Here is a 19254-nt window from a genome sequence, read left to right on the forward strand (position 1 = left end):
TGGACGCAGGGTCTGGCCCGTCGCTCCCCCCGTGGTGACGGGTCAGACCTCTTCTCCTTCCGCCGCCCGCGGTGCCTTCGCCCGTACGCCGCCCGGCAGGAAAGCCGCCGGTCCCGGAACTATCGTGAGAGCGGCCCCTTTGTGCCGGAGCCCCGAGGGCCCGGGCCGGGACCGGGTCCACGGCGGCCGCGTGCCGTCCCGACGAGGAGGCACCCGATGAACGGCACCATGCACGCGGTACGCGGTCATCGCCGGGGCGGTCCCGAGGAGCTGATCTACGAGGTCGCGCCGAAGCCGGTCCCCGGTCACGGTGACGTGCTGGTCGAGGTGCGGGCGGCGTCGGTGACCCCGGGGGAGCTCGACTGGGACGCGACCTGGACCGACGGCCTCGACGGCGGGCGCCCGCGCCTGCCGGTCGTGCCGTCCAAGGAGGTGTCCGGTGTCGTGGCCGAGCTCGGCCACGGGGTCAGCGGCCTCAGGCCCGGCGAGGCGGTCTACGGGCTGATCCCCTTCACCCGGGACGGAGCCGCGGCCGAGTACGTGACCGTCCCCGCGGCCGTTCTCGCCGCCAAGCCGGGGTCGCTCGACCACGAACGGACGGCCGCGCTGCCGCTCGCCGGCCTGACCGCGTGGCAGGGCCTGGTCACGCACGCCGGCGTCACGCCCGGACAGCGTGTGCTGGTGCACGGCGGCGCGGGTGGCGTGGGCTCGTTCGCCGTCCAGGTGGCGGCGGCACTGGGGGCCGAGGTGACGGCCACCGCCGCGGACCGGGACACGGACTTCGTACGGGGCCTGGGCGCGGCCACCGTGATCGACTACGCCGGGCAGCGCTTCGAGGACGAGGTGAAGGACGCGGACGTCGTCCTCGACACCGTCGGCGGGGACGTACAGGCCCGTTCCTGGCAGGTACTGCGTCCGGGCGGGGTCCTGGTCAGCGTCGTCGCGCCGCCGGAACCGCCCGAGGACGCGGACGCCCGCGCGGTGTTCTTCGTGGTCGAGCCCGACCGTGCCGGTCTTGAGGAGCTGAATGCGCTCGTCGACGAGGGCAGGCTGATCCCGCAGGTCGACCGGATCGTTCCCCTGGAGACCGCCCCGGGCGCCTACGCGGCCCTCGAACGCGAGCACCGACGGGGCAAGATCGTCCTGCGGGTCTCCTAGGGCCTGGGGCGCGTGCCGCGCCCGGCACGCCCCGGACGGGCGCCGCTGATCCGTGGGGGCCGTCACACGTGACAGCGAGGGTGAACAAGCGCTTAGATAGTGAGCCCGACCTCGTCCGCGCGTGCTGGAGGCCCCGTTGCTGTTCACATCCGTCGACGACGTCTCCGCCCGCCTCGCGGACGCGGGCTATCTCGCCTCGCCCGCCGTCGCCACCACGGTCTTCCTGGCCGACCGCCTCGGCAAGCCCCTCCTCGTGGAGGGTCCCGCCGGCGTCGGCAAGACCGAACTCGCCAAGGCCGTCGCCGAGGTCGCCGGAGCCCGGCTCGTGCGCCTCCAGTGCTACGAGGGCGTCGACGAGTCGCGCGCGCTGTACGAGTGGAACCACGCCAAGCAGCTGCTGCGCATCACCGCCGGACGCGACGAGACGTGGGACGAGACGCGCACGGACATCTTCTCCGAGGAGTTCCTGCTGCCGCGTCCGTTGCTCACCGCGATCCGCGGCGACGACCCGAAGGTCCTGCTGATCGACGAGACCGACAAGGCCGACATCGAGGTGGAGGGCCTGCTCCTCGAAGTGCTCAGCGACTTCCAGGTCACCGTCCCCGAACTGGGCACGATCACCGCGACCAGCCGCCCCTTCGTGGTCCTCACCTCGAACGCGAGCCGCGAACTCTCCGAGGCCCTGCGCCGCCGCTGCCTCTTCCTCCACATAGGGTTCCCCGAGGAGGAACTGGAGCGCCGGATCGTACGGCTGAAGGTGCCGGGGCTCGACACGGCGCTCACCGAGTCCGTGGTGCGGGTCGTCGGGGCGCTGCGCGAGATGGACCTGCGCAAGGTCCCCTCCGTCGCCGAGACCATCGACTGGGCCCGCACCCTGCTCGCCCTGGGCGCGGGCACCCTCGACGAGAAGCTCGTACGGGACACCCTCGGCGTGATCCTCAAGCACCAGGACGACGTGACGAAGGCGGCGGCCAAGCTCGACCTGGGCGCCGTGTGAACGCCGTCGTGCCCAAGGACGGGGACGCGCGGGCGGACGGTGTCGCGGACCGGCTCACGGGACTCGTCGGCGCACTGCGCTCGCACGGCGTGCGGATCGGCACCGGCGAGACCGTGGACGCCGCGCGGGCGGTGGAGGCGCTGGGGTTCGCCGACCGCGAGCTGCTGCGCGAGGGGCTGGCCGCCACCCTGCTGCACAACCCGGGACAGCGCCGGGTGTTCGACCCCGTCTTCGACGTGTACTTCCCGCACGGCGTCGGGGGCCCGGACGGGACCGCGCCCGCCGACCGGGACGATCTGCGCGATCGGCTCGCCGCCGCCCTGGCGGCCAACGACCAGGCCCTGATCGGGCAGTTGGCGATCGAGGCCGTCGACGGTTTCGGCGGCTACGGAGGCACGACGGCGTCGGACGGCTGGTCGTCGTACCAGACGCTCGACCGGCTGCGGCCGCAGACGCTGATCGCCCGGGTGCGGGACACCGTCCGCGCGGGCGGCGGTGCGGACGGGTTCACGGACCGGCTGCTCGACGACGAGATCCGCAGGCGCGTCGAGGTGTTCAGGAGGCAGGTCGCGACGGAGGCGAGGCGCCGGGTCGCGGAGCGGCGCGACCGTGACGAGATCGCCCGGCGCGCGATCGCCCCGACCGCCGACCGCGTCGACTTCCTGTTCGCCGGCCGCGACCGCCTCGCCGAACTGCGCAGGGCCGTGCAGCCGCTCGCGCGCAAGCTGGCCACCCGGCTCGCCGCGCGCCGCCGCAGGGCCAGGCGCGGCACCGTCGATCTGCGCCGGACCCTGCGCGGATCGCTGTCCACGGGCGGGGTGCCGATGCGCCCCGTGCTGCGCAGACGCCGTCCCGTGCGGCCCGAACTGGTGCTGCTGTGCGATGTGTCGGGGTCGGTGTCGGGCTTCTCGGACTTCACCATGCTGCTCGTCCAGGCCCTGCACGACCAGTTCAGCAAGGTCCGGGTGTTCGCCTTCGTCAACCGGGTCGACGAGGTGACGGGTCTGATCGGGCCCGGCGCGGCCGACCCCGAGGGACTGAGCGCCCGGATCCGCGCCGAGGCGGAGATCACGGGCTGGCACGGCAGCAGTGACTACGGCGTCGCGTTCGGCGAGTTCGCCGAGCGGTACACCGGCGCGGTCGGCTCCCGTACGACCGTCTTCGTGCTCGGCGACGCGCGGACGAACATGAGCGACCCCAACCTGCCCGCCGTCCGGCAGCTGACCCGGCAGGCCCGCCGCCTCTACTGGCTGAACCCCGAGGGGCGTTCGCAGTGGGGCACGGGCGACTCGGCGGCCCTCGCCTACGCCGAACTCGTGGAGATGCACGAGTGCCGCAACGCCCAGCAGCTCAGCGCGCTGATCGGACGGCTGCTGCCCGTCTGAACGACGCCGGACCCCTCGGCCGACCGGTCGTCACCGCCCCGTGCCCTCACCGCACCGTGTCCTCACCGCACCGGGCTCCCGTCGTACGGGGGCCCTCACCGTGCGCCGCGCCCTCATGGGGCCAGCAGCCTGCGCAGCCAGTTCATCCGGGCCGCACGGGCGGTCCTGGCGAGCACGGTGTGCGGGGCGAAGGCGTCGAAACCGTGGAAGCCGCCCGGCCACACGTGCAGTTCGGCGATCCCGCCCGCCTGCCAGATCCGGGTCGCGTAGTCGACGACCTCGTCCCTGAAGGTCTCCGCGGAACCGACGTCGAGGAAGGCCGGGGGCAGCCCGGACAGGTCCGTGGCCCGGGCCGGTGCGGCGTAGGCGGGCACGTCGGGACCGCCGCGGGCCTCGCCAAGGACGGCGGTCCAGGCGGTCTCGTTGGCCGTACGGTCCCAGGCGCCGACGCCCGCCATCTGGTGGGCGGACGGAGTGTCGTTGCGGTCGTCGAGCATCGGATACATCAGGACCTGTCCGAGCGGCCGGGGGCCTCCACGGTCCCGGGCGAGCAGGGCGAGCGCCGCGGTGAGGCCACCGCCCGCGCTGGCGCCCGCGACCACGACGCGCCCGGGATCGCCGCCGAGCTCCGCGGCGTGCCGGGCCGTCCACAGCAGACCGGCGTAGACGTCCTCCACTCCTGCCGGGTAAGGGTGTTCGGGGGCCAGCCGGTACTCGACGGACACCACGACCGCGTCCAGCTCCCTCGCCCACTCCAGGACGACCTCCACCCCGGCCCGGTTCGTGCCGAGGACCATGCCCCCGCCGTGGGAGTGGTAGATCACCGGGCGCGGCCCCTGCTCGGCCGGCCCCACGGGCGTGATGACGAGCAGCGAGACGTCGGGAGCGCCGGCCGGCCCCGGCACCGTCACATCCATGGTGGTGAAGGCGCCGCCGTCGGTGAGGTCGTAGGCGGGTTCGGCGGCCCGCTGTACGGCGCGCAGGGCGGCGATGTCCGCCAGGGTCGGCCCGGACGGCACGGAGGGCCCGACCGCGGCGAGGGCGGCGTCCAGTTCGGGGTCGAACGGGGGCGGTACCAACAGCATGACGTCTCCTCGCACCGAGCCCGGCGGCTCCCTGATCCCATGATCGGGCGCCGTGCTCCCGGACCGGGAGCCGCCGTACGGCGGAACCTGCCCGCGACTCGGCCGGGCATGCGCGCCGCGGTGACGCCCGAGGGCGCCACCGCGACGGACAGGGACCGGTGAGGCGGGTCAGCCCACGATGCGGTGGGTCGTCCAGAACGACGTCAGGTCCGTGGTCGTGGCGGCCTGCGCGGCCGCCTTGAACTCGGCCGTGGTCGAGACGCCGTACCAGTGCGAAGTGGCGTAGCTCTTCAGCAGGTTGGCCATCGCGGTGTCGCCGAGTACACGCCGCAGGTCGTGCAGGGCGCACTTGCCGTAGGTGTAGACGACGGTGGAGTAGCGGGAGGAGTGCGCGTCCCAGTACGCCATGGAGTTGGTGATGTTCTCCGCCGAGGAGGCCCAGGAGACGTTGTTCCAGCAGTTGGTGCCGGTGATGTTCTGCGCCAGGTCGGTGGCGTAGTCGGTGAACGCCTCGTCGAGCCACGGGCTGTTGTACTCGTCGTCACCGACGATCCCGTAGAACCACTGGTGCCCGATCTCGTGGGTCAGCGCCGTGGTGCTGACCAGGTCGAGGACGAACCCGGGGTACTCCATGCCGCCGAACCAGTAGTTGTTGTCGATCACGGCGTCCAGCTCGCCGTACGGGTACGCGCCGAAGCGCCCGGCGTGGGCGTCGACGGCGGACTTGGCGGTGGTGAGCATCGACTGCGCGCTGGAGGAGCTGATGCCCGTCACGGAGTAGATGTTGATCGCGGTGCCGGCGGGGGAGGTGCCGGAGATCTTGGTGAACGGACCCGCGGCCCAGGCGAAGTCACGGACCTTGGAGGCCGTGGCCGTGGTGACCGTGCGGCCGCTCGATCCGGCGGTGTCCACCGAGGTGCCGGTGGCCGGGACGAGCAGGCTCGTCGGGTGGTCGAGCGTCACCTTGAAGTCGGCGGCCAGGGAGTAGAAGGACTCGCCGTTGTTGGTGTACGGGTCCAGGTGCCAGCCGGAGCCGTCCTTGACCGCGAGCACCGGCAGCGCGTTGCCGATGTTGACGAAGGCCCCGTCGTAGCCGAAGCGGTCGGCGCCGCTGGGCACGGTGATGGCCAGGTCGAAGCCGATCGTCGTGCTCTGGCCCTGCGCCAGCGGTGACGACAGGCTGATCTGGAGAGCCGTGCAGGCCACCGACAGCGAACCGGCTGTGCCGCCGCTGACGTTGCTCACGGTGATGGGCATGGCGGAGCAGGTGCCGTGGTAGTTGTCCCACAGCCTCAGATACACCTCGCTGAGGGAGGTGGAGGAGGCGTTGGTGAAGGTCACGCTCTCGTGACCGCTCCAGCTGGTCCCGCTCGTGTTGCTGGTCAGGCTGACCGTGTAGCCGGGGGCGGCGGGGGTGCGGGTGGAGTCGGCAGGCGGGGTCGTGCCGCCCGAGGTGTTCAGGGCGACGTCGTCGAGCACGAAGCTCGTCTGGAGGCTGGAGTCCTCCGTGCCGGTGAAGGCGACCGTGACGGTCTGGCCGGCGAACGCCGAGACGTCGAACGTCTTCTGGGCGTACCCGGACGCCTTGTTGAGGTTCGAGTACGTCGCCAGGGTCGTGCTGCCGATCTTCGCCGTCAGCTTGTCGTAGGCCGTCGACGAGGTCGTCTCCGCCGTGTCGATGTGCAGCCAGAACGTCAGGCTGGCACTGCTGCACCCGGACGGGATCGTGACACTCTGCGAGAGCGTGTCGGTGTGGGTGCCACCGGTGCCGTCCAGCCAGGCGAAGCTGGTTCCGCCGTGGGCACTCTGGCCGGTGCGGCTGGTGATGACGGTCGTCGAGGACTGGGTCCAGGGCGAAGTGCCGCTCTCGAAGCCGCCGTTGGTCACGACCTGGGCGGGTGTGCAGGCGGCCGCGGCGGCCGGTGCCGTGCCCGGCGAGGCTGCCGCGGGGGTGCCGGGGAGCGAGACTGCGGCCAGGGCGGCGACGGTGAGGACGCGTGCCGCCAGGGCCTTGAGGGGGGTCGGTCTCACACGAAACTCCTTTGAGGCGGCCGGGATTCCGGCCTGCTCGGTGGCCGCCCGGGACGACTGGGGTGCGCCGCTGGGTGGCCGCGGCCGCGCGCGGGTGCGCGCGGTCGCCTGGTGAGATTTCCGTGCCGTCACCCTGGGGTCAGGGCGACGGCACCGGAAAGCCTCGCAGATTTGACCGAGACATGCCATCACTCCGGCGGAGGAGACCGGGCGGCCGCGCCGGAGTTCCCGCACGGGCGCCGGGATGCCGCACGGGAACCGGGGTGCCGCACGGCCGGCCCGGGAGGCGTTGCCGCTCAGGACCCCCGTTCGCTCAGGGCGGGAGTCAATCGGTCCCAGGGGTTGGGGAGTTCGCCCGTCACCGGCCCGGCCACCGCCGCACCGCGGTCACGCGCGGTGCGGACGGCCAGCGGGACGAGTGCCTCGGGGACGCCGTAGACGAGGTGGCAGAACAGCTCGGGCGGGTGCCGCGCGGTCCACACCGGTCTGCTGAACGCCGACACATACGTGGACCAGTGCCCCTCGAACGTGACGAGCAGATCGGCGAACCGGGCGTACCCCGGCGCCGGGTGCACCCCCATGTTCAGCACCACCGGAGCGGCGCCGAGCCGGCGCAGCCCCTGCACCAGACGCCGGCAGCCGGGCAGCGCCGCCGGGGTCGGCGCCACCCGGTCGAGGAAACACCCCTGCGTCCCGTACCACTCCCGGTGCCGCAGGACCTCGCGCGCGATGACGTCCGGGTCCCGCGCCCCGTAGTCGGTGTCGACGTAGCCGAGCAGCCTGGCCCCCGCCGAGCGCAGCGCCTCCGTCGCCGCGGTGAACGCGGGATCCGGGCCGTCGCCCGGCCCGTCGGCCGGGTTGATGACGACGCCGTACGTCCGGTCGGCCGCCCCGATCAGCCGGTGCCAGGCGCCCGGGTCCTCGCCCGGGTGGACGTACAGCGGGATCAGCAGGCTCATGGCGTGCGGTCGCCCTCGGCCCGTGGGACGGGGACGCTCCCCGTCGCCGCCCAGAGCGCGGCCAGTGAGTCGTCGAGGGTCAGCGCGGGACGCCAGCCCAGTGCCGCCTCGGCGGCGCCGATGTCGGAGCACTGCCACGACACCTCGCCTGAGCGGGCCGAACCGCCGCCGTTCTCCTCGATGCGCCCCCGGAACCCGGCCACGCGCGCCAGGCCGGTCACCAGTTCACGCACCGGGACGGCCTTGCCGCCCCCGATGTTGAGCACCCGCGGCAGCTGCCCGGGCACCGTGGCCGCGGCCACCGCGGCCCGGGCCACATCACGTACGTCCACGAAGTCGCGGTACGCCGAGAGGTCGCCCAGCCGGACGACCGCGTCCGGGTCGGGACCGGCCTCGTGGAGCAGCCCCGCGATCCTGCCCGGCAGTCCCGTGGACGGTGCCCCGGGACCCACGGGGTTGCCCACCCGCAGTACCACCGCGTCGAGCCCTGAGGTGGTGACGGTGACCGTTCCCGCCAGCTTGGTGGCCCCGTACGGGGTGAGGGGACGGGTGGCCCCGGACTCGGTCACCGCGGTGTCCAGGACACCGGGACCGTATTCGGCGGCCGACCCCAGATGGATCAGCCGGGCGGCCGGTGCCGCCTCCCGCAGCGCCGCGCAAAGAACCGCGGGACCACGGGAGTTGACCTCGGAGAGGGTCACGGCGTCGCCACCGGTCGCGCCGGCGCAGTTGATGACGGCGTCGGGCGCGGCCGCCGCCAGGGTCGCGGCCAGCCGGTCACGGCGGTCGGTGGCCAGGTCGATGCCGAACTCCGCGTCGGGCGAGCGCCCGCCGCCGAGCACCCGCACACCCGAGAGGGTGCGCAGGTGCCCGGCGACATGGCCGCCCAGATAGCCGGTGAAGCCCAGGACGAGAATGCGCATGCGGTGGTCAGGCTCCCTTGAGCAACAGCGACTTGCGGGTGGTGAACTCGGCGTTGGCCCGGTCGTAGTCGTCCGGGCGGCCGATGTCGAGCCAGTACCCGTCGAACGCGTAGGCGTGCGGCTCGTCGCCGGTGCGCAGCAGATCGAGGACCAGTTCGTCGAAGCCCAGCGGCAGTCCCGGTGTGTAGTTCCCGAGCGTGGAGCGCGACAGGCCGTACACGCCCATGGAGACGCGGTAGTCCATGCTCGGCTTCTCGGTGAAGGCGACCACCTTGCGGTCGTCGGTGGTCAGCACGCCGAAGTCGATGCGCACCTTGCGCGCGTACGTCGCGATGGTCAACGGCGCGCCCGCGCGGCGGTGTTCGTTCAGGACGTCGCCGAAGTCCAGATCGGTGAGCACGTCGCCGTTCATCACGAGGAACGACTCGGGCAGCCGGTCGAGCATCGTCAGCAGCGGTCCGATGGTGCCGAGCGGACTCTCCTCGGTGGAGTAGTCCACGGCCAGGCCCCATTGGGAGCCGTCGCCGACGTAGGCGCGGATGATCTCGCCCAGATGACCGATGGCGATGGTGCAGCTCGTGAAGCCGCACGAGGCGAGCTGGCGGAGCACGATCTCCAGGATGGCGTGCTGGTCGCCGATCGGAACGAGGGGCTTGGGCAGGGCGGTGGTGTAGGGCCGGAGCCGGACGCCCTTGCCTCCCGCCAGAATCACTGCGTGCATGAGGTTCTTTTCCTTCGTGGGAGGTGCTGGACGGGTCAGATGTTGTAGATGCCGGTCTTGTAGCGGGCCAGGTTCGCCGGTTCGCGGAAGAACTCGACGGTCCGCGCGAGGCCTTGCTCCAGATCGTGGCCGGGGCTCCAGCCGGTCGCCGCGGCCAGCCGGCTCGCGTCGGCGACGAGCCGCATCACCTCGGAGTTGGCGGGCCGGATGCGACCGGCGTCCTCGCGCACGTCCAGGGCGGTGTCCATCACCTTGCCGATGAGCGCCACCAGGTCGCCGACCGAGATCTCGCCGCCCGTACCGGCGTTGAGGGTCTTGCCCACGACCCGGTCCGCGGGTGCCGTGCCCACGGCGAGGAACGCCTGCGCGGTGTCCTCGACGAACGTGAAGTCGCGGGTGGGCCGCAGATCGCCGAGGGTGATGACCCGTTCGCCCGCGGCCACCTGGCCGATGACGGTGGGGATGACCGCGCGCATCGACTGGCGCGGGCCGAAGGTGTTGAACGGGCGCAGCGTCACCACCGGTGTGCCGAAACTCGCGTGGTAGCTGTCGGCCAGCCGGTCCGCGCCCGCCTTCGAAGCGGCGTACGGGGACTGGGTGTTGATGGGGTGGTCCTCGGTGATCGGCACGGTCTGCGCGGTGCCGTAGGTCTCGCTGGTCGAGGTGTGCACGAGCCGCGGTGTGCCGAGCGCGCGCACCGCCTCCAGCACGTTGAGGGTGCCGGTGACGTTGGTGTCCACGTAACTGTGCGGAGCCTGGTAGGAGTACGGGATCGCGATGAGCGCGGCCAAGTGGTAGACGCAGTCGGCGCCTTCGGCCAGTCCGCGGACCGAACCCGGGTCCCGGACGTCGCCCAGGACGATGTCCACCTGGTCCAGGACATCGGGGTGCAGTGTCTCCAGCCAGCCGTACGAGGAGAAGGAGTTGTACTGCGCCATGGCCCTCACCCGGTGCCCTGAGGCGACCAGTGCCTCGGTGAGGTGGGAGCCGATGAAACCCTCGGCTCCGGTGACGGCGGCGAGCGGTTGGGTGGTCAACTCGTTGGTCCTTCCGGTTGGTTGCTCATGTGATGGGTGATGCGGACGAAGGCACGGTGGCCCTCCGGACGTGTCCGGGCGGGCCGTGCGGGGTGGTTCAGGCGTGCGGCGCCGGGCGTCCCAGCAGCCGCACGGCGCAGGCCGTGAGACACAGGCAGGCGGTGCCGCAGGACAGCGTCAGGACGACGGGGCCGGGCAGCGCACGGAGCGCGACGGCCGAGGCGGCGGCGACGGCCGCCGCGAGACAGACCGCGGCCGGCTGCCAGGCCGCTCCGAAGGCCTGGAGCAGCAGAGCGGTCCACAACGTCGCCGCGAGCAGCAGCAGCGGGGCCGGCTCCGCGCCGGTGAGCAGGGCCGCGGGCAGCAGCGGAAGCACGTACGACAGCAGACAGAGCCCGAGGACGCCGGTCGAGCGCAGCAGGAAGGCCGCCGGGGTCGCGGTCGCCCGCAGCGCGGACACGGACATCCCGCGGTACCGGTACAGCAGCCACTCCGCCGGGCCCATGCTCAGGGTCAGTACGACCACGGCGTACGGATGCTGCCGGCCCTCCAGCAGCACCAGCACCCCGGCGGAGAACCCGAACACGCCGTACGGCAGCGACCGCAGCGGCGACGGGCGTGCTCCGCCCGGAGCCGGGGAGACTCCGAGCGCGGCCCGCAGCGCCCAGCCCGCCGCAGCGACCGAGCCGAGCACGGACAGCAGAGGGAGGGCGACGCGCGGCACGGTCCCGGGATCCCACCAGGGCAGCGCCGCCGCACCCGCGACGAGCGGGGCCAGCGCGGCCAGCAGCAGCCGCTCCCCGCCCAGCACGAGCAGCACCCCCGCCGCCGAGAGGTACACCGACTGCGCCGCGGCGACCTCGATCGCCGTGCCGGAGCCGGCGAGCAGTGCCCCCGACCCCGTCGCGGCGAGCGCGCCGAGCGGTGCGCCCTTGAGCAGCGTCAGGCCCGCCTCGCGGCGGCCCGTGGCCATGCGCAGATACGCGCGGTGCCCGAGCGCCTGGCCCCAGGCCCAGGAGACGAGACCGGCCGGCACCAGGACGTCGAGGTCCCGGCCCGCGTGCCACAGCCCGCCGGTCAGCAGATAGGCGAGGCCCGGGAGCGCGAACAGCGCCCCGCGCAACCCGCAGCGCACATGGTCCGGGCGCCATGGGTTGTCCGGCCGCGGTGGTTCGGGAAAGGTGCGCGGCACCCGCTCGTACAGCGCGGAGGCGAGCGAGAAGAGGTTCGGATGGCCGTACCGCTCCCGGATGACCTCGGCGGTCAGCCCCTCCGACTCCAGCAGGGCCGCCACCTCGTACGGGTGGACCGCCGGGCCGATGCCCTCCGCCAGTTCGGCGGCGAGCCGGTCGACCGCGTCCCGGTCCGCGCTCCTTCCGGGTGCGGACCGGGCGGGCGAGCGGTCGGCGAGCCGCAGCGAGAGCGTGTCGTCCCCCGTGCCGCCCGGTTCGAGAGCCATGGGTCCGCTCATCCGGCCAGGCTCCTCGACCTGGACGCGGACGCCCGGCCACCGGGCACCGCGAGCGGGGCGTCGTCCGGCCCGGGATCGCTCGGGACGATCCGGCCGAGCGTCGACAGTTCCAGGTAGATGGTCCGGAAGGTGTCGACGGTCTGCCGCAGGGTGAACTGCTCGATCACGCGGTGCCGGGCGGTCTCGCCCATGGCGGCGCGCCGTCCCGCGTCGCCGAGCAGTTCCAGCGCGGCGGCGGCCATGGCCTCCGGATCGCGTGGCGGGACGACGAGACCGCTGTCGCCGACGGCCTCGCGCACCCCGCCCACGTCCGTTGACACGGTCGCCCGCCCGCACGACATGGCCTCGATCAGGGTGAACGGGAAGCCCTCGCTGATGCTGGAGAGCATCACGACGTTGCCCGCCGCGTAGGCGTCCTTGATGTCGTCCACGCGGCCCTCGAAGGTGACCGCGTCCGCCTGGCCCAGCTCGGCGGCCAGTGCCTCGCAGCGCTCGCGGTAGCCCTCGCCGCCGCGTGGCGTGCCGCCGAACAACCTCAGCCGGGCATCGGGGAGTTGGGCCCGTACGAGAGCGAACGCCCGGATCAGGGTCTCCAGGTCCTTGATCGGGTCGACGCGTCCGGCCCAGCTCAGCGTCGGCCGCTCCGGCTCGGGACCGGCCGGCGGGAAGGCCGCCGGGTCCACCCCGTTGTAGACCGTGCGGATCGCCCCGGGGGCGGCTCCGCCCTGCTCCTCCCACAGCCGGTTGTAGCGGTTGCCCGGGGTGATCAGGGCCGCGCGCCGGTACGTCTCCTCGGCGAGCAGCCGGAAGAAGCCGAGCACCAGCGCCTTGACCGGCCAGCGGTAGGGGGCGGTGCGGTAGCCGAGGTAGCGCTCGCGCAGATAGACGCCGTGTTCGGTGAGCAGCAGGGGTACGCCGTGCCGTTCGAGGGCGGCCAGGCCCGGGAGGACGGCGACCCCTCCGCTGACGGCGTGCGCCACCCCGTACTCGGGCAGCGGTGCGGTCAGCGGGCGCAGCGCGTGCTCCAGCAGGGCGGTCGCGGTGACGGCGTCGTGCAGGGTCGGCCGGGCCTCGCGCACGGCCAGCCCCGGGCGGTTCCACACCCCGGTCAGCACGCTGATCGCGCGGTCGCCGCGCAGGAAGGCGCTCAGGGTGCCGTCCGCCGCGGAGCCCGCCATCGCGTACAGGGCGGTGCCGAACCGGTCCTCGGCGCACGGGTCGAGCAGGGCGGTCAGGAACTGCTCGTAGGCGGAGACGAGTTGCCTGCGGCGCCGTCCGCGCGGAGGGCGGCCGTCGGGCGCGGGCCCCCACATGGGGACCGTGACGACGTCCTGGACCTGCGCGGGGATGTCCCACGCGAGCGGTTCGCGTCCGGTGCCGGTCACGGCGATGACGCCGAAGTCGAAGTCGGGCATGCCGTCGACGAGTTGGTCGCACCAGACACTGACGCCGCCGTGACTGTGCGGGTAGGTGCCTTCGGTGAGCAGCGTGACGCGCGTCGTGTTGAGGCTGCGCGCGTCGCGGGGAACGTGCATGGAAGTGTGCTCCACGGCCGAGGTTGGGGTGGTCGGGCCCGTCCCGGCCGCACAGGAGGCGGCCGGGAGCTTCGGTCGGGGCGCGGCTCAGTTGTCCGCGCGGTGGGCGGTCCGCCCGGTGGCGTCCGCCGGCGGACGGGTGTCGTTCGAGCCGAACGGGTCGATGGGCACGCCGACGGCGTGCGAAGTCGTGCGAATGGTCCGCTTCATGCGGTGAAGTCCCCTCCCCGGGCAGGGGTGAGCACGGCTCTCATGGAGCCCGTCACCCCCTGACGTGACGCCACAGCCCCCCTCAGACGTGGTCGTCACGCGTTCGTCGCGTCACATAGTGGTGTCTCTGTGGAGCTTTCGTGCGCCCGATGCGAAACGTGACGGAAAAGCGTGTAACTCGAACGAGTGGCCAGCGGCGGCCGATCCGGGCGCCGCGATCGTCACCATGAGCGGTCGAGTGATTACCCAGTGAATCGTTCCTGTGCTTGCTCCGTGCGGCCCGGACTGGATCCGGAGTGCTCGGATCCGCCCTTCCTGGGTACCCGTGGTCCATACCGGGACGAGTTCCGGCTGCGGCATCGGTTTTCGGCCACGCCGAGACCGGGTGTGTGCCGGATATGTGAAGAACCCGGCCGCGCGCCCGGTGTGCGGGTGTCGGCGGCCGGGAAGCGGGACACCCGTCGGTCTTCAGCCGAGATTCAGTGGACGAGTCGGAGGACTTCTTCGTGAACGAGCATCTCTGGGGCTACGGCCCGACCAGCGGACACACGCCCGACGCCGACCTCTCCGGATACCGCGTGGAGGCCTCCGACGGCCATATCGGCAAGGTCGACAAGCACTCCGACGAGGTCGGTTCCCAGTACATCGTTGTCGACACCGGCGTCTGGATCTTCGGCAAGCAGGTCCTGCTGCCCGCCGGAACGATCACGGCGATCAGCCACGAGGACAGCACGATCCAGGTCGGCCTGACCAAGGACGAGATCAAGGCGGCACCGGAATTCGACGAGGAGAAGCACCTCGGGGATCCGCGCTACCGCGACCAGCTGGGCGGTCACTACGGCTCCGGCCACTGACGCACCCGCGGGGGAAGACAGGGGACCCCGGCTGGACGGGGGAGACCAGCCGGGGCCGCTTACCTGGTGTTGCGGAGGCCGCTCCGCGTCACATACGGGGAACAGTGGGCCTTACCGTTCTATTCCCTCCGATCCCTCCCGACTCCTCCCGTCTCTCCCGTCCACCGGCGTGGCCCCGCATCCGCCCGGCGGGCCCGGCGGGAAGATCGGTTCAGGAGGGCGCGTGCGACGGCGCGGTGCCGTCGGCCCGTGCCCGGACCACCCACGCGCGCCCGCCGGCGCGCGCACGGACCGGCTGCTCGGAGGATGGTTCCCATGACCGCGAAGCGCGGTGTGCCCGATGTCCTGATCGTCGGCGGCGGGCTCGCCGGGCTGGCGTGCGCCCGCGACCTCGTCGGGCACGGCCTCGGGGTACGGCTCCTCGAGGCCTCGGACGAGGTGGGCGGCCGGATGCGCTCCGACGCGCACGACGGCTTCGTCGTCGATCGCGGCTTCCAGGTCTTCAACACGTCCTATCCGCAGGTCAGACGTCGGCTCGCGCTGCGCGACCTGCGGCTGAGGCCCTTCACGCCCGGCGTCCTCGTGCACACGGAGGACGGGCCGCTGCGCTTCGAGGACCCGACCCGCGGGCGCAAGCGGCTGGGCGACCTGCGCCCCGGGCGGCTCGCGGGGACCCGTGACCTGATCGCGCTGGCCGCGCTGTCGGGCCGGGACATGCTCGCCCCCGCCTCCTGGCTCAAGCGCGGCGAGGACCGTACGACACGCACCGCGCTGGCTGCGGCCGGATTCTCCGAGGAGTTCGTGGAGCGGTTCTTCCGGCCCTTCCTGTCCGGGGTCTTCCTCGAGGACCAGCTGGAGACGTCCGGCCGGGTGTTCCATCTCGTCTGGCGCAGCATGCTGCGCGGCACCCTGTGCCTGCCCGCCGCCGGCATCGGGGCCGTGCCGCGGCTGCTGGCCGAGGCGCTGCCCCCAGGCGTCGTACGTCTCGGCACCTCCGTCACGCGGCTCACGGACGGCGGGGTCGAGATGGACGACGGGGGCGAACTCGCGGCGCGGGCCGTGGTCGTGGCCACGGGGCCGGGACCGGCCGCCCGTCTGCTGCCCGGCCTCGGCCTTCCGGCGTACCGCGTCGTGACGACGTACTACCACGCCGCGACCCGTTCACCGCTGGCCGAACCCGTCCTGGTCACGGACACGAGAAGGCGCTTCCTCAACACCTGCGTCCTGAGCGAGGCGGTCCGCGGCTACGCCCCGCCGGGGATGTCGCTGATCGCCACCTCGGTCCTCGGGCACGACCAGGAGGGCGAGGAGGGGTGGCTGCGCGACACGCTCGCGGAGGTGTACGGCACCGACACCGGGGACTGGGACCTGCTCACGGTCCGTACCGTTCCCGACGCCCTGCCGGCGATGCCGCCCCCGCAGCCGCTGAGCCTGTCCTCCCGGGTGGCCCCGGGCCGCTATGTGTGCGGGGACCACCGTGCCACGGGCTCGGTGCAGGGCGCGCTCGCGTCGGGGGCCCGCGCGGCGCGCGAGGTCGCGGCCGACCTGGCACGGTAGCCGCGGCACGGCCTGGCACCGCGCGGCACCGTCCGGTCTCGTGAGGCGCCGTGCGAAGCCCTGATCCTCGGTCTCCGGGATGTCTAGGGCAGCGTCTGTTCCGTCCAGATCGTCTTGCCCCGAGCGGAGTAGCGGATGCCCCAGTTGTGGCTCAGCTGCGCGCAGATGAACAGGCCGCGCCCGCCCTCGTCGGCCGTGCGGGCGTGGCGCAGCCGCGGTGCGGCCCCGCCCGCGTCACGGACCTCGCAGGTGAGCGTGGTGTCCTTGACGAGACGCAGCCGGATCGGCGCCGCTCCGTACCGCAGGGCGTTGGTGACCAGTTCGCTGACGATCAACTCGGTGGCGTAGGCGGTCTCTTCGCCCACCCGCCACACGCGGAGCCGGTCCCGGGCGTGGTGGCGTGCGGTCGCCGCGGCCGTGGGCTCGAAGTCCAGGGACCAGGTGGCGACCCGGTCCGGCGGAAAGGTCCGTGTGCGGGCCAGCAGGAGGAGGACGTCGCGCAGGCCCGCCGTGTCGCGCAGCCTGTAGAGCACGTCGTCCCGCAGCTCGGCGAGGGGGCGGTCCAGCCGGGTCAGCGCCACGCGCAGCGGGTCCGCCGGGTCGGTGCCGGGACCGTCGGGGGCCGGGAACGACGTGGTGCGCAGGGCCAGGACGCTGCCGTGCGGCACGGGGACGGAGGCGGTGGCGAACGGCGGTCCGTCCCGGCTGCCCAGCAGCGGACCCGTGGGGATCTGCGGGACCTCCACCAGGCCCCCGGGATGTGCCACGAGGGGAGCGGGATGGCCGGCGGAGGCCATGACACAGGTCTCCTGGAGCGGATCGTGGATCGCGTAGACGCATCCGGCCCTGAGCGGCTGGCCGCGGAGCGGGTCGCTCGACGGCAGGGCCGCCCGTTCCTGGGCGAGCCGTACGACGGCGTCGTTGAGGCGGGCGAGCAGTTCGTCGGGATCCAGGTCCAGCGCCGCGAGCGAGTGGATCACCGTACGGATCTGGCCCATGGCGGTGGCGGCGTCGATGCCGCTTCCGCCGACCTCCCCGATCGCCAGGGCGGTGCGGGCCCCGGGCAGACCGAAGGCGTCGTACCAGGTGCCCGCTCCCACGTCGGAGGGGACGTGCAGCGGGGCGAACTCGATGGCCGTCCGCGAGGGAGGCTCCGGAGGCAGCAGATGGCGTTGCAGCGCCGCCGCGACGGTGTGCTCGCGGGTGTAGCGGCGGGCGTTGTCGAGGCTCAGCGCGGTGTGCGAGGCCAGTTCGTCGGCGACGGTGAGATCGTTCTCGTCGAAGGCGTCGTGCGGTCCCACGCGATAGAGGCTGAGCAGCCCGAGTACGGCGCCCCGCAGGGCCAGCGGTGTGGTGAGCAGCACCCGGGCGCCCGAGGCGCGGATGGCGCGGGCCCGCTCGGGATCGGCGTCCAGCCAGGGGGCACCGCTGTCCAGCGTGACGGTGCGCGGTCGGAGATCGCTGAGGACCTGCGAGTACGGCGTCGGCGTCGGCACGGCCCGCACGTCGCCGACGGGATGGGCCTGCGCCCGGTCGACGGGGCCCTCGATACGGAAGGCCGCGCGGCGCAGCGGGATGTCGCGCCCGAGGGGACTGAGCGGAGGGTCCTCGCCGCGGACCACCGCGTCGACCACCTCGACCACCGCGATGTCGGCGAAGCCGGGCACCAGTGCGTCCACCAGCTCCTGGCAGGTCGTGACGACGTCCAGGCTCCGGCCCACCCGTTCGCGCACCGAACCGAGCGCGTCCAGCCGCCTCTTGGACCGCAGGCTCTGCGTCACGTCGGTCATGGAGACCACCACACCGCGCGCGTCCCTCAGCGGGAACGCCGAGACGTTCACGAAGCGCTCCCGCGACGAACCGTCCCCGGGATCGAGCCGTACGGTGTGGTCGGTGACGGACGTGCCGTCCGCGAGGACCGCCCGCAGGAGGTCCTCGAACTCCTGCGGGCGGGAGAGCCGGCACACCTCGCCGACGGGCCGGTCCAGGGCCTTGTCCGCCGTGACCCCGCAGAGCGAGCAGGCCGCCTCGTTGACGCTGAGGACGCGCAGCGCCGGGTCCAGGACGAGGAACGCCTCGTGCGTGTTGGCGTGCAGGATGTCGAAGACGGCGGTCGGCATGCCGTGGCGGGCGTCGCCGGGGTCCGCCTCGTAGACGCCCCAGGCGACCAGGCCGTCGGACAGCGGCACCACCTGGACCCGCAGGTCGACCGGGTTTCCGTCGACGTCGTGGATGACCAGGGGCCCGGACCGGGAATCCTCGCCGGATCCGGAGTCTCCGATGTCGCGGGTGACCATGGCGAGGGCGGTGCGGCCCACCGCCTCGGAGTCCGAGCGCAGCCAGATCTCGCGTGCCCTGCGGCTCCACCGGACGACGACGCCCGCGCCGTCGACGACCATCAGCGGAGTGGCGGCGTTCACCGGACATCACCTCTGCCGTGCGTCCTGCCGGGCGTCCCCGCTGTCATGGGACGACGTCGACGGCTGGATCACCGGAGGGGGTCATGTCGGGCGACATGTCCTTTACGTCCTTTTGGTCCACGAAACCATCATTCTACGGCGTGGCGGAGCCGCAAGCCGATGCGGCTCCGCGCCTTCGTGCCGGCCGTGGGCGCCGGACCGGTGGACGGGGTCGTTCCAGGGAACGGGCGCCCGCGGCCGGGCCGTCAGTCGTGGGCCATGTCCGACTCGGCCGAACTGGCCGCGGACTCCGCGCCGTCGACGATCTTCTGAAGACGGGCGACGTCGGTGGAGGCCGGGCCGGGCGACGCCGGGGCGTTCTCCGCGGCACCGGATCCGCCGCACGCGGTCAGCAGCAGCGCGCTCACGGCCAGGGCCAGGGCCAGTCGTGCGGCGCGCATCACGAGGCGGCCCCGTCGCCGTGGCTCGAGCACCACTTCTCGACGTCCGCCAGATCCTTCTTGCGGCTCTCCAGCGTCGGCACGAGTGAACGCCGGAACGTCAGCCGGTCGTTGAGATAGGTCTCGACCTGCGTGTGCCCGGCGGACTTGGCGTTGGCCACCCGCTGTTCGAGACGCGCCACGGAGCCGCGCTGCGAGGCGTCCCCGTTCAGCCGGCCGAGGATGCGGTCGATCCTCCGGTCGATCTTCGGAGCGCGCTTGCAGAGCGCCTTGGCGCCGTCACCCGTCGGCGCGCCCGACGGATGCGTCCCGGCGCCGTCGGCCGACGCGACGCCCGCGGCGCCGAGCAGCGCGCCGGCCGCCACCAGCGAGACGACGGTGGTCCTGGCCCTCGACGCGGCCGGCTTCCTCGGTGCCTTCGACGGTGTCCTCGACATGCTGAACTCCTCTTCGTTCCGGGGCGGTTGCCCG

Annotated in this window: 17 protein-coding genes; 5 read left to right on the forward strand and 12 right to left on the reverse strand. The window is 73.0% G+C overall.

Annotation, left to right across the window (positions count from 1 at the left end):
• The first annotated feature begins 216 nt into the window (after nt 1-216).
• The 3 genes from WJM95_RS30080 to WJM95_RS30090 all read left to right on the forward strand — a co-directional run bounded on the left by WJM95_RS30080 (nt 217) and on the right by WJM95_RS30090 (nt 3540).
• Nucleotides 217-1158, forward strand: a complete 942-nt coding sequence (locus WJM95_RS30080; protein ID WP_339133414.1) for an NADP-dependent oxidoreductase — start codon at nt 217-219, stop codon at nt 1156-1158.
• 139 nt (nt 1159-1297) lie between these two features.
• The gene (locus tag WJM95_RS30085) at nt 1298-2155 is read left to right on the forward strand and encodes a MoxR family ATPase (protein ID WP_339135944.1); all 858 of its coding nucleotides are present in this window, start codon (nt 1298-1300) and stop codon (nt 2153-2155) included.
• Nucleotides 2152-3540, forward strand: a complete 1389-nt coding sequence (locus WJM95_RS30090; RefSeq protein ID WP_339133416.1) for a VWA domain-containing protein — start codon at nt 2152-2154, stop codon at nt 3538-3540. The genes WJM95_RS30085 and WJM95_RS30090 overlap by 4 nt, the downstream gene beginning before the upstream one ends.
• 113 nt (nt 3541-3653) lie before the next feature.
• Here the strand turns inward: WJM95_RS30090 and WJM95_RS30095 are convergent, their stop codons facing one another.
• The 9 genes from WJM95_RS30095 to WJM95_RS30135 all read right to left on the reverse strand — a co-directional run bounded on the left by WJM95_RS30095 (nt 3654) and on the right by WJM95_RS30135 (nt 13512).
• On the reverse strand, nt 3654-4625 hold the full coding sequence (locus tag WJM95_RS30095) for an alpha/beta hydrolase (protein ID WP_339133418.1): 972 nt from the start codon (nt 4623-4625) through the stop codon (nt 3654-3656).
• 168 nt (nt 4626-4793) lie between these two features.
• Nucleotides 4794-6656: a M1 family aminopeptidase gene (locus WJM95_RS30100; RefSeq protein ID WP_339133420.1), complete on the reverse strand. Its 1863-nt coding sequence runs from the start codon at nt 6654-6656 to the stop codon at nt 4794-4796.
• A gap of 296 nt (nt 6657-6952) precedes the next feature.
• Entirely contained in the window at nt 6953-7615 is a 663-nt protein-coding gene (locus WJM95_RS30105) for a spherulation-specific family 4 protein (RefSeq protein WP_339133422.1), read from the reverse strand.
• Nucleotides 7612-8538: an NAD(P)-dependent oxidoreductase gene (locus tag WJM95_RS30110; RefSeq protein ID WP_339133424.1), complete on the reverse strand. Its 927-nt coding sequence runs from the start codon at nt 8536-8538 to the stop codon at nt 7612-7614. The genes WJM95_RS30105 and WJM95_RS30110 overlap by 4 nt, the downstream gene beginning before the upstream one ends.
• 7 nt (nt 8539-8545) lie before the next feature.
• The gene (locus tag WJM95_RS30115; RefSeq protein ID WP_339133426.1) at nt 8546-9259 is read right to left on the reverse strand and encodes a sugar phosphate nucleotidyltransferase; all 714 of its coding nucleotides are present in this window, start codon (nt 9257-9259) and stop codon (nt 8546-8548) included.
• A 35-nt stretch (nt 9260-9294) separates the two neighbouring features.
• Entirely contained in the window at nt 9295-10296 is a 1002-nt protein-coding gene (locus WJM95_RS30120; protein WP_339133428.1) for a GDP-mannose 4,6-dehydratase, read from the reverse strand.
• A gap of 97 nt (nt 10297-10393) precedes the next feature.
• On the reverse strand, nt 10394-11767 hold the full coding sequence (locus WJM95_RS30125) for a hypothetical protein (RefSeq protein WP_339133429.1): 1374 nt from the start codon (nt 11765-11767) through the stop codon (nt 10394-10396).
• On the reverse strand, nt 11764-13302 hold the full coding sequence (gene pelF, locus WJM95_RS30130; protein WP_339133431.1) for a GT4 family glycosyltransferase PelF: 1539 nt from the start codon (nt 13300-13302) through the stop codon (nt 11764-11766). Before pelF ends, WJM95_RS30125 begins: the two co-directional genes overlap by 4 nt.
• An 87-nt stretch (nt 13303-13389) precedes the next feature.
• Nucleotides 13390-13512 carry a hypothetical protein gene (locus WJM95_RS30135; protein WP_339133433.1) on the reverse strand — a complete coding sequence of 41 codons (123 nt, stop codon included), beginning with the start codon at nt 13510-13512 and terminating at the stop codon, nt 13390-13392.
• 506 nt (nt 13513-14018) lie between these two features.
• On the opposite strand from WJM95_RS30135, the gene WJM95_RS30140 reads away from it, so the two are divergent.
• Both WJM95_RS30140 and WJM95_RS30145 read left to right on the forward strand, forming a co-directional pair.
• Nucleotides 14019-14366: a PRC-barrel domain containing protein gene (locus tag WJM95_RS30140; RefSeq protein WP_339133435.1), complete on the forward strand. Its 348-nt coding sequence runs from the start codon at nt 14019-14021 to the stop codon at nt 14364-14366.
• A gap of 315 nt (nt 14367-14681) precedes the next feature.
• Nucleotides 14682-15923, forward strand: coding sequence for an NAD(P)/FAD-dependent oxidoreductase (locus tag WJM95_RS30145; protein WP_339133437.1), 1242 nt, complete (start codon nt 14682-14684; stop codon nt 15921-15923).
• An 83-nt stretch (nt 15924-16006) separates the two neighbouring features.
• On the opposite strand, the gene WJM95_RS30150 is transcribed toward WJM95_RS30145, so the two are convergent.
• The 3 genes from WJM95_RS30150 to WJM95_RS30160 form a co-directional block, all read right to left on the reverse strand.
• The gene (locus WJM95_RS30150) at nt 16007-18343 is read right to left on the reverse strand and encodes a SpoIIE family protein phosphatase (protein WP_339133439.1); all 2337 of its coding nucleotides are present in this window, start codon (nt 18341-18343) and stop codon (nt 16007-16009) included.
• A gap of 245 nt (nt 18344-18588) precedes the next feature.
• Nucleotides 18589-18783, reverse strand: coding sequence for a hypothetical protein (locus WJM95_RS30155; RefSeq protein ID WP_339133441.1), 195 nt, complete (start codon nt 18781-18783; stop codon nt 18589-18591).
• Nucleotides 18783-19220 (reverse strand): hypothetical protein, encoded by a 438-nt coding sequence (locus WJM95_RS30160; RefSeq protein ID WP_339133443.1) that lies wholly within the window; start codon nt 19218-19220, stop codon nt 18783-18785. The genes WJM95_RS30155 and WJM95_RS30160 overlap by 1 nt, the downstream gene beginning before the upstream one ends.
• Nucleotides 19221-19254 lie beyond the last annotated feature (34 nt).

This window comes from Streptomyces sp. f51 (genome assembly GCF_037940415.1).
Lineage (GTDB): Bacteria > Actinomycetota > Actinomycetes > Streptomycetales > Streptomycetaceae > Streptomyces.